This is a genomic window from Streptomyces sp. MMCC 100, assembly GCF_041538145.2.
In the GTDB taxonomy this organism is placed as follows: Bacteria; Actinomycetota; Actinomycetes; order Streptomycetales; family Streptomycetaceae; genus Streptomyces.
Genome location: NZ_JBGORK020000001.1, coordinates 7184805 through 7193832 on the forward strand (window position 1 = coordinate 7184805; position 9028 = coordinate 7193832).

The 9028-nt window shown below is 69.3% G+C and carries 14 protein-coding genes and 1 pseudogene; 2 read left to right on the forward strand and 13 right to left on the reverse strand.

Translation table 11 applies throughout. The features are described from left to right. Nucleotides 1-370 precede the first annotated feature (370 nt). The 7 genes and pseudogenes from ABS735_RS33175 to ABS735_RS33205 all read right to left on the reverse strand — a co-directional run bounded on the left by ABS735_RS33175 (nt 371) and on the right by ABS735_RS33205 (nt 3451). Entirely contained in the window at nt 371-535 is a 165-nt protein-coding gene (locus tag ABS735_RS33175; RefSeq protein WP_373901461.1) for a hypothetical protein, read from the reverse strand. Nucleotides 536-795: 260 nt separating this feature from the next. Further along, a complete protein-coding gene (locus ABS735_RS33180; RefSeq protein ID WP_373901649.1) occupies nt 796-921 on the reverse strand; it encodes a hypothetical protein in 126 nt (41 codons plus the stop codon). Next, on the reverse strand, nt 885-1271 hold the full coding sequence (locus ABS735_RS33185) for a contact-dependent growth inhibition system immunity protein (protein WP_476755864.1): 387 nt from the start codon (nt 1269-1271) through the stop codon (nt 885-887). The genes ABS735_RS33180 and ABS735_RS33185 overlap by 37 nt, the downstream gene beginning before the upstream one ends. Before the next feature lie 5 nt (nt 1272-1276). Then, the gene (locus ABS735_RS33190) at nt 1277-1900 is read right to left on the reverse strand and encodes a hypothetical protein (protein ID WP_373901648.1); all 624 of its coding nucleotides are present in this window, start codon (nt 1898-1900) and stop codon (nt 1277-1279) included. Between the two features lies 1 nt (nt 1901). Beyond that, nucleotides 1902-2228 (reverse strand): annotated as a pseudogene (locus tag ABS735_RS33195) (WXG100 family type VII secretion target); the annotation flags it as partial. 111 nt (nt 2229-2339) lie between these two features. Beyond that, entirely contained in the window at nt 2340-2807 is a 468-nt protein-coding gene (locus ABS735_RS33200; protein ID WP_373901460.1) for a hypothetical protein, read from the reverse strand. Beyond that, nucleotides 2804-3451: a hypothetical protein gene (locus tag ABS735_RS33205; RefSeq protein ID WP_373901459.1), complete on the reverse strand. Its 648-nt coding sequence runs from the start codon at nt 3449-3451 to the stop codon at nt 2804-2806. Before ABS735_RS33205 ends, ABS735_RS33200 begins: the two co-directional genes overlap by 4 nt. Nucleotides 3452-4000: 549 nt before the next feature. Here ABS735_RS33205 and ABS735_RS33210 point away from each other — a divergent pair. Further along, nucleotides 4001-4360 (forward strand): MerR family transcriptional regulator, encoded by a 360-nt coding sequence (locus ABS735_RS33210; RefSeq protein ID WP_373901458.1) that lies wholly within the window; start codon nt 4001-4003, stop codon nt 4358-4360. Between the two features lie 53 nt (nt 4361-4413). After that, nucleotides 4414-4773, forward strand: a complete 360-nt coding sequence (locus ABS735_RS33215; RefSeq protein WP_373901457.1) for a hypothetical protein — start codon at nt 4414-4416, stop codon at nt 4771-4773. Nucleotides 4774-4777: 4 nt separating this feature from the next. Here ABS735_RS33215 and ABS735_RS33220 read toward each other — a convergent pair whose 3' ends face one another. The 6 genes from ABS735_RS33220 to ABS735_RS33245 all read right to left on the reverse strand — a co-directional run bounded on the left by ABS735_RS33220 (nt 4778) and on the right by ABS735_RS33245 (nt 9019). Continuing rightward, nucleotides 4778-5200, reverse strand: coding sequence for a CBS domain-containing protein (locus tag ABS735_RS33220; protein WP_373901456.1), 423 nt, complete (start codon nt 5198-5200; stop codon nt 4778-4780). A 236-nt stretch (nt 5201-5436) separates the two neighbouring features. After that, the gene (locus ABS735_RS33225; RefSeq protein ID WP_003974279.1) at nt 5437-5640 is read right to left on the reverse strand and encodes a cold-shock protein; all 204 of its coding nucleotides are present in this window, start codon (nt 5638-5640) and stop codon (nt 5437-5439) included. 322 nt (nt 5641-5962) lie between these two features. After that, nucleotides 5963-6292, reverse strand: coding sequence for a cupin domain-containing protein (locus tag ABS735_RS33230; protein ID WP_373901455.1), 330 nt, complete (start codon nt 6290-6292; stop codon nt 5963-5965). An 83-nt stretch (nt 6293-6375) separates the two neighbouring features. After that, nucleotides 6376-7734, reverse strand: a complete 1359-nt coding sequence (gene gdhA / locus ABS735_RS33235; protein WP_373901454.1) for an NADP-specific glutamate dehydrogenase — start codon at nt 7732-7734, stop codon at nt 6376-6378. 311 nt (nt 7735-8045) lie between these two features. Next, entirely contained in the window at nt 8046-8258 is a 213-nt protein-coding gene (locus ABS735_RS33240) for a 4-oxalocrotonate tautomerase family protein (protein WP_373901453.1), read from the reverse strand. Beyond that, nucleotides 8258-9019, reverse strand: coding sequence for an SDR family oxidoreductase (locus ABS735_RS33245; protein ID WP_373901452.1), 762 nt, complete (start codon nt 9017-9019; stop codon nt 8258-8260). Before ABS735_RS33245 ends, ABS735_RS33240 begins: the two co-directional genes overlap by 1 nt. Nucleotides 9020-9028: the final 9 nt, after the last annotated feature.

Consider the following 9028-nt stretch of genomic DNA (forward strand, 5'->3'; position numbering starts at 1 on the left):
GATCCGTGACATACGGTGTCGCGTGTATCACCCTACGGGTGTGCCGGGCAGGGGCGGGATGACCGTCCCCCATGGTGATGAGTGGCCACGGTTGTCTACGTGGTCGATGCGAGAGGGCGTGACGGTCAGCGGCGGCGCTCGGCGGCTCGCTCTGCCGGTCCAGACCGCTGGGGAGTCGTCCCCGGCCCGCCTCCGCGCAAGACCGTCTGGGCCGAGGTGGGGACCGGACCGGCCGGATCACGGCCCCTCGCCCCTCCCCGGTGACCGGCGAAGCCGCTCAGCGCGTGCCGAGACGGGCGTACAGGCCGGCCTTCGGAGCGCGGCCGGGCCCAGGTCCCCGTCGTGCAGGACTTCCGAAGCTCGGCCGACGCTACAACCACTCTCCGCCGTCGCCCTCCGCGTCGGCCGAGCCGTCGCGCACGACCACGACCAGCTGCACCGGCACGTCCGTGTCGTCGTTCTTGACTCCGGCAAGGACGACCTTGTCCGAGATCCGCCACGCGGTCTGGTCGATGTGGTCCGCGCTGTCGGTCAAGTCCTCGTCGACGCTCTGCAACCGGCCCCCCGGGAACACCGGCTTCCAACTGGGCGGCAAGCCCCGCAAGCTCTGCGGTGGCCGCGTCGTGGAGCTCGTCGATGTAGGTGTCCGGATCCGGCCACTCCTCATCGACGTCTCGGTGCCAGACGGTGAACTCCACCTGCACCGAGGCGCGCCTACGTCAAACATCGGCGCCGCTGGGGAGGTACGTCGCCAACCAATGGCCTGCTCTTGCCCTCCCCGCACTTGGCGGGCCGTCACGTTCCCTCGGGCAGCGAGGACAGGAAGGATTCCACCTCGTCCCGGACATAGCGCGAAAGGCCGACGAGCGTCTCAACGGCCGTCTTCAGCTCACGAGCCAGGTCGGGCGACTGCTCCCACACCTGCGGCGCCTCCGGGTCACGACGGCGTACAGCAAGTCGTCGTCGTACCAGCCTCCGGCGGCCTGCGCCGGCGCGGTGTCCCGAAGGATCCGGACCGCGAGCGGGAGCAACCAGGACAGCCCCACATCCTGGGTGATCGGCCGAGCCAGCTCATCGGGCCGAAGGTCGCCGCCCGGGCGGCGCCGCAACCCGTGGACCGCCTTGACCAACGATGTCGCGTCCTGCGGCGGGTCGGGCCAGCGCTGCCCTTCGAGCTGTTCAACGGACTGTGCGGGGTCAACGGGCTCGGGCACCGACGGGGTCCCCTCGTGGTGATCGGCTGGCTGGAGGAGCCGGCGGCGCACGGTCACCCCCGTCAGGACACACCGAGCAACTGATCCAGCATCTCGTCGTACGCCCGGAATCCGGCCTTCCCTTCATTCGGCGCCTCGGACTCGGGCCGGAGGATGCCCGGCAGGTGCGCGACACGCCACATGCGGTAGACCAGGCTGGGAGTGCTCCCGCCGTTCGGGTCCGCCAGGGCACAGGCGATCGTCAACACCTCGACGATCTGCTCCGCACCCCGGACGGCCTCGGTGCCGGCCGCGACGGCCGCGGTGACGAGCGCCTGGAGCAGGAGCGTGAGCTGCAGGTCCGCTGCCATACGGCACATGCGGCGAACCAGCGCCGGCTCCTCCAGCTTCTCCAGAGGCTCGGGGACCCCTGTGACACCCGCGGACCACAGGAGCAGAAACGCCGCGGGCACTTCATGATCGCGCAGCCGTCCCAGCTCGTCGACAACGGCCATGCCCGAGTCACTGAACCGGCAGACCGACCGGATACCGCTGAGCAGGCGCCCCACGTCCTCGGACCGGTCGTCCAGGAAACGGCCGACCGAGACGTCTGAGACGGACCATGAACCCGTGGCGTTCACGGCCCCGACCTCCACGACACCGCCGAGCGGGCCGAAGACACCACGAGCCAGCATGCTCTCCGACATGGGAACGATCGAACCTGCCACTACCGCGCTCCTCGCAAGACTCTAAGTCCGCGAGCGCGTCACCGCACATCGCGTACGACTTCTCCAGCTTCTTCAAGTTCTTCGGCACACCCGAGAACTCGTCCTTGAAGACCGTCGCCGACTTCCCCGCCCACTCGGCCAGGGTGGACTCCCCCGCCATTCCCTTCACCAGACGCAACGCCTCCGAGACGTCGTCGGCGAAGTCGTGCAGCGTCTTCGCGAGCGTGCGCACCCGCTGCGGGTCCCCCGGCGTCGGGTCCTTGTCCAGGTCCAGGACATGCCAGTCACTCGGCCTGTGGCCCACCATCCCTGCTACCCCCGTCGAGTCACGCGCCGCACCAGCAACCACCCGTACGCACGCGTGAACTTACAAGGCACGGCAGTTCGACGAAAGGCGCTCCGGGCTCCTGTAGACAGTTCATCGTCTGCGCACTGTCCTCCGGATGTCGTCGGCCGCGTAGGCGAGGCTCAGCCGCCAGGCGTCCAGCTTGTCCCGCACCGTTGAGACGACGCTCCAGCACTTCAGCCACGTCGGCAGCCGTCGGAAGGGTACGAAAGTCAGGGTGTCGTCGATGGCGTTCTCGGCGATGCTCCTGCGGCCCGGACCTTCCGCCCGCAGCGCGGCGTACAACTCCGGTGTCAGCGCGCCGTTGAGGCGAGCCGCCGTTCCGGCCGCGGTGAAGGCGAAGCCTCGCTGGGCCACGTCCGGGAGTTGCATCGCCCTGACGATCCGGGGCGACGCCTCGTCCAGCGGGCAGTTGAAGGCGAGGCCGATGGCCGCCGTGCCGAGGGTTCGCTCGCCGCGCTCGAAAGCGGCGTCCCACTCCACCGGGTCGTCGAGAGCCAGCAGCCGTTCGCCGGTCTGCCAGTCCCAGTCCTTCGTCACCCCACGAACCGGAACGTCGACGTGATCGCGTCGAAGATGTCGAAGAAGGAGTCCGCGAGGTCGAGGACCTGGCTGCTGCCCGCCACCAGGGCGACCTTGCCCTCCTGGCCGGGGACCGGGATGTACGTCTGCATGAGCACCGCGCGGACCGTGCGGTTCAGGGCGTCGCCCGGGACCGGGATGTCCTCCACGCCCTGGGTGCGGGCGGCGGGGCCCACGCCGGGGATGTCGACCGTGGTGACCTTGCGCCAGGAGTCGCCGGGCTTCTTCGCCTCCTTGACGGCGAGTTGGCCGGCGATGGCGGCCGGGTCGGTGGGGAGGGGGTCGCCGGAGGACGTGCGGCCGCCGACCAGGGAGACGGTGACCGAGCCGGTGATCGGGGTGTCGCCGCCGAAGCTCTCCGCCATGCAACCGCAGTACAGCGCACCCGACTTCCACGCGTCGGACGCCGCCTTCTGGAGGAAGGTGACGTAGGCGGAGCGGGAGGGCTTCAGCTCCGGGTGTTGGCGTATGCGGTCGTCGACCATGCGGCGGATCGAGTCGTCCCGGGACTCCGGACGCACGTCGAACTCCCACCAGGACTCCGGCACCTTGATGCGGAAACCGCCCCGTTCGACGGTCAGTGCCTCCGTGTAACGGGCCATGTCGTGCCCGCCCTCCCCGCTCGTCGCTCGATCAGTTGTTCCGTCATCGTCCCACTGCCGGGCGGCCGGGCGCTGCGGTGTCCGGCACCAGGGGGCCGACAGACTCGATCCACTCGCCCTCGGCACAAGAAATCGTTCATCCGTTTGGAGCAAAACCTGTTGTGGCCGCTGTAGACATGTCGCTGCCGCTGGGGTTAGTCTTCTGTCGTAGCCAAGAAGTCAGTGAGGCGCGGCAGAGACGAACTGCCCGCATGCGAAACAGCAGGACCAGCAACACCGAGAGGTACGACACGGAGAGAGAAGGAGGAGGACGCCATCAGGATCGCCCGGGCGAGAACGTTCTCACCGGGTACCGCAGGCCCCGGAACGGAAGGTGGTCCCACGGTCACGCATCCGCGATCCCTCAGCTGCCCGCCCCCCGACGAGGGCCGGGCAGGAAACAGAAGGCCGGCAGTGCAGTAGGCCGGCAGATGGTGTTACAAATCCCTCGGGGCCTTGGTGCCGTACGGCACCAAGGCCCCTCGACGCATTCCGCAAACAGAGGTGCAGATGACCGCAGACACACCGCTCGACCGAATCGACGACGACGACTACCCCGCGTACACCATGGGGCGGGCAGCCGAGATGCTGGGCACCACGCCCGCTTTCCTGCGGGCCCTCGGCGAAGCCCGGCTGATCACGCCCCTGCGCTCGGAGGGGGGCCATCGTCGCTACTCCCGCTACCAGCTGCGCATCGCCGCTCGCGCCCGCGAGATGGTCGACCAGGGAACGTCCATCGAGGCGGCCTGCCGCATCATCATCCTGGAAGACCAGCTCGAAGAGGCTCAGCGCATCAACGAGGAGCTGCGACGCGGTGGCGCCGTGGCGTCCGGGGACAAGCCGGGGAGTGCCGCCCGTCCTGCCCGGTAGTGCCACCGACCGGGCCGCCCGGACGGGCGGGCCTGCGGATAAAATCCGTTCTCATGTCGAAGCCTGATGAGCTGCTCATTGACATCGCCGCCCGCGTGGAGTCCGCGCAGAGCAGTCGGATGTCCTTGACCGTGGTCACCCACGGTGCCGTCATCACCGGTCGCCTGGCCCCCGAGTCCGTGTGGCGGAAGAGGGTGTCGGAGGTACTGACGGACTCCACGGACCTGGGCGCCTTCTCCGCCGTGTTCGACGCTCCGGCGGAGAAGGAAGGGGCACCCACGCACCTGCACTTCCATGTCGCCCGGATCCTCCAGGGGACCATGGGGATCCCGGAGACGGGCGGGATGTACCGGGTGGCGATCGAGGACGTCAGCGCCTGGACCGTGGGCGACTTCAGCTACTCCGACCACTGAAGCTTCATCTGCTCCGAGCACTGAAGAAGGAACGGGCGAGGACGCCCAGGGCGTTGCCGTGTTCGTCGACCACGGGCAGGGCTCCGAGCTGCCGGTCCCGCATCGCCTGCTCGGCTTCGGCCACCGGGGTCGTCGGCGAGGCGAAGGACCCGTCGCCGCCGGCGATGTCGCGCAGGCGGACCCGGTCCGTGTACGCGGAGCCGTTCCGTACGGCGGCCAGCCGAGCACGGGTGACCAGGGCGGTGTACTGGCCGTCCTCGTCGCAGACGACGAGGTGACCCGTGCGGGCGGCGGCCATGACGGACAGCGCCACCTCGACGGTCATGTCGTCCCAGACCTGCGGTCCGGCCGCGTCCATGGCGTCGGCAACCGTCCTGTGCACGGGCTTGGTGCCCGTCGAGCGGGGATGCGTCTGGAGCAGCGTCAAGAAGTGCCTCCTGCTGGGATGGGTCGGCTTTCCGATCAGGACGGTTCCAGGCCGCCGCCGTGCGGCGCGTATCGAGGAATTCCCGCAGCCGAGCAACGCGGACAATCGCAAGAACAAGCCGAAAAGCACGAGAATCCGCGTACGTTAATTCGCGGATTCCACAGATGCAGCTGGGGCCCGCACCCCGAAGGATGCGGGCCCCAGCTACGAGGTACGCGCCCGCGGGCGCGCCGGCGTCAGGCGAGGACGATGTTCTCGGCCGTCGGGCCCTTCTGGCCCTGCGCGATGTCGAAGTTCACCTTCTGGCCTTCGAGCAGCTCACGGAAGCCCTGGGCGGCGATGTTCGAGTAGTGGGCGAACACGTCAGCGCCGCCACCGTCCTGCTCGATGAAGCCGAATCCCTTTTCCGCGTTGAACCACTTCACGGTGCCAGTAGCCATGTCTTTACTCCTTCGGGGCAGTGCACCGGCGTCCGCACTGTACGGACGCCGTGTCGCCGCGATGATCACCCCGACCGGAGAAGACCGGTGTCAAAGAGCACTTTCAACGGCACGGAGACCGGCCGGAAAGAGCTTTAAATTCGGGAACCACAACTGCAACTGATAACGACAGTAGCACGTTGCGGAGCCCCATGCGCGTCCCGTAATTGCACTCTGTTCGCCGCCGCAAGGAAACTGCTCGCACCTTCCGTCAAACCCTCTTCCCGCGGATACAGATTTAAGGGTGCGCATTTCACAGGAATTATTTGACGGATGGGCTCTGTCAGCGCTTCGCCACCGTCAGCAGCACCGCCGAGTCCTCCAGCGCCTCCAGGCTGTGGCGGGCCGGGGGGATCACGACGAGGTCGCCGGTGCGACCGTCCCAGGACGTGTCGCCGCTGGTGAGGCGGACGCGGCCGCGCAGGATCTGGACGGTCGCCTCGCCTGGGTTCTCGTGTTCGGCGAGGGTGGTGCCGGTGGTCAGGGCGAGGAGGGTCTGGCGCAGGACCAGTTCGTGGCCGCCGTGGACCGTGGTGGCGCTGCGGCCGTTGGAGGAGGCGGCGGCGCGTTCGAGGTGTTCGCGGGCGAGGGCGTCGAGGGAGAGTTTCTGCATGGGCGCCAGTGTCGCCGGGTGCCCCGGACGGCCACCAGGGCCATACGGGGCACACCACACCTGCGTCCTCGCGGATACGTCCCTCAGATGACGCCCTGCGCCAGCATCGCGTCGGCCACCCGCTCGAAGCCGGCGATGTTCGCGCCGGTGACGTAGTCGCCGGGGGCGCCGTAGCGCTCGGCGGTTTCGTGGCAGGTGGTGTGAATGTCGTTCATGATGTGGGTCAGCTCCTCCTCGACCCGGGTCGCCGTCCACGACGTACGGGCGTGGTTCTGCGCCATCTCCAGGGCGCTGACCGCGACGCCGCCCGCGTTGGCCGCCTTGCCGGGGCCGAAGGCCACGCCGGCCTTCTGGAGGAGGTGGACGGCCTCCGGGGTCGTCGGCATGTTCGCGCCCTCGGAGACCGCCTTCACGCCGTTGCGGATCAGGGCCTCGGCGTCGGCCTCGTCCAGCTCGTTCTGCGTGGCCGACGGCAGGGCGAGGTCCGCCGGGACCTCCCAGACGCGGCCGCCGGGGACGAAGCGGGCCGAGGCGCCCCGGCGCTCGGCGTACGCGTCGACGCGGCCGCGCTCGACCTCCTTGATCTGCTTGAGCAGGTCGAGGTCGATGCCCTTCTCGTCGACGACGTAGCCCGAGGAGTCCGAGCAGGTGATGGCGTTGGCGCCGAGGGCGGTCAGCTTCTCGATGGTGTAGATCGCGACGTTGCCGGAGCCGGAGACGACCGCGGTCTGGCCCTCCAGGTCCTCGCCGCGCTCGCGCAGCATCGCCGCCGCGAAGAGCACGTTGCCGTAGCCCGTCGCCTCCGGCCGGATCAGCGAGCCGCCCCAGCCCTGGCCCTTGCCGGTGAGGACCCCGGCCTCCCAGCGGTTGGTGATCCGGCGGTACTGGCCGAAGAGGTAGCCGATCTCGCGGCCGCCGACGCCGATGTCACCGGCCGGGACGTCGGTGTGCTCGCCGATGTGCCGGTACAGCTCCGTCATGAAGGACTGGCAGAACCGCATGACCTCGGCGTCGCTGCGCCCGTGCGGGTCGAAGTCGCTGCCGCCCTTGCCGCCGCCGATGCCGAGGCCGGTCAGCGCGTTCTTGAAGATCTGCTCGAAGCCCAGGAACTTGATGACGCCCAGGTTGACGGAGGGGTGGAAGCGCAGACCGCCCTTGTACGGGCCCAGCGCGCTGTTGAACTCGACGCGGAAGCCACGGTTGACGCGGACCCGACCCTGGTCGTCCTGCCACGGCACCCGGAAGATCACCTGGCGCTCCGGCTCCACCAGCCGCTCGATCAGGCCCGGCTCGGCGTACTCGGGGCGGGCCGCGACGACCGGGGCCAGGGTCTCCAGGACCTCGTGGGCGGCCTGGTGGAACTCGGGCTGGGCCGGGTTGCGGTGCTCGATCTCGGTGAGCAGGTGGTCGAGGGTGGTCTGCGTCTCGCTTCGCGTCGTCACGGGGGCCCTTTCTGGCACGGCTGGACACCGGAGACCGGGCAGGGGCGCGGGTGCACGGGTACGCACGCGGTGGTGCGCGGTGCACACGGGTGGTGCGCGGTGCACACGGTGGTGCACGGGGGTGGCACGCCTGTCCGGTCGGGTCCGGTGGTGGGCGCTCGGCGCCGTTGCCGCGCGCGGGACACTTAAGTGTTACGCGCATGTAAACACCCACGCCAGCACCCGGCGCAGAGTGCGACCACTATGTGAGACGCAGATTTCGCATATCGGGTGATAGCGAGCGCAGAGCGCCACGATCCGGAGCGGCGGCGTCAGGCTCCCTCGCCGTTGAGCATCTCGGCGGTGAGGACGTTGCCCGCGACGCCCCAGCCGCCGTCGGGGACCTCGTCGACGAGGACGACGGTCGTGGGGCGGGCGCGTTCGCCGTATATCTCGGCGCAGAGGTCGGTGGTGCGCTCGACGATCTTCTTCTTGTCCTCGGCCGTGAGCGTGCCCGCGGGGACCTTGAAGTGGGCGAAGGGCATCAGATCATTCCTCCGTTGGCCCGCAGGATCTGGCCGTTCACCCAGTGCCCGGCGGGGCTGGAAAGGAAGGCGACGACCTCGGCGATGTCCTCCGGGGTGCCCAGCCGTTCCAGGGGCGGGGTCTTCGCGAGCCGGTCGATCTGTTCTTCGGTCTTGCCGGTGAGGAACAGGTCCGTGGCCGTCGGACCGGGGGCGACCGTGTTCACGGTGACGTCCCGCCCGCGCAGCTCACGCGCCATGATCAGGGTCATGGCCTCCACGGCGCCCTTGCTCGCCGCGTACGCGCCGTAGGTCGGGAACTGCGTGCCGACGACGGACGTCGAGAAGCCCACGAAGGAGCCCCCGGCCCGCAGGCGACGGGCCGCTTCCCTCGCGACGACGAAGGTGCCGCGGACGTTGGTGCGGTGCATGGCGTCCAGCGCCGCCAGGTCCAGGTCGGCGATGGTCGACAGGGTCATGCGGCCGGCCGAGTTCACCACCACGTCGACGCCGCCGTACTCCTGCTCCGCCCGGTCGAACAGCGCGGCGATCTCCTTCTCCTCCGCCACGTCGGCCTGTACGGCGACGGCGCGTCCGCCGGCCTCGGTGATCGCCGTCACCGTCTCGTCGGCGGACGAGGCGTCCCGGGCGTAGTTCACGACGACGGCCAGGCCGTCCTCGGCGAGCTTCTGCGACACGGCGCGGCCGATGCCGCGCGATCCGCCGGTGACGATCGCCACGCGGGTGGCCGCCGCCGTGTTCTGGTTCGTGTTCGTGGTCATGCGTCCACG

Coding starts and splice junctions, on each gene's coding strand:
- ABS735_RS33230 (WP_373901455.1), bottom strand. CDS start 6,292: ATGCAGAAACTCTCCCTCGACGCCCTCGCCCGCGAACACCTCGAACGC.
- ABS735_RS33215 (WP_373901457.1), top strand. CDS start 4,414: ATGTCGAAGCCTGATGAGCTGCTCATTGACATCGCCGCCCGCGTGGAG.
- ABS735_RS33225 (WP_003974279.1), bottom strand. CDS start 5,640: ATGGCTACTGGCACCGTGAAGTGGTTCAACGCGGAAAAGGGATTCGGC.
- ABS735_RS33245 (WP_373901452.1), bottom strand. CDS start 9,019: ATGACCACGAACACGAACCAGAACACGGCGGCGGCCACCCGCGTGGCG.
- ABS735_RS33240 (WP_373901453.1), bottom strand. CDS start 8,258: ATGCCCTTCGCCCACTTCAAGGTCCCCGCGGGCACGCTCACGGCCGAG.
- ABS735_RS33205 (WP_373901459.1), bottom strand. CDS start 3,451: ATGGCCCGTTACACGGAGGCACTGACCGTCGAACGGGGCGGTTTCCGC.
- ABS735_RS33190 (WP_373901648.1), bottom strand. CDS start 1,900: ATGTCGGAGAGCATGCTGGCTCGTGGTGTCTTCGGCCCGCTCGGCGGT.
- ABS735_RS33210 (WP_373901458.1), top strand. CDS start 4,001: ATGACCGCAGACACACCGCTCGACCGAATCGACGACGACGACTACCCC.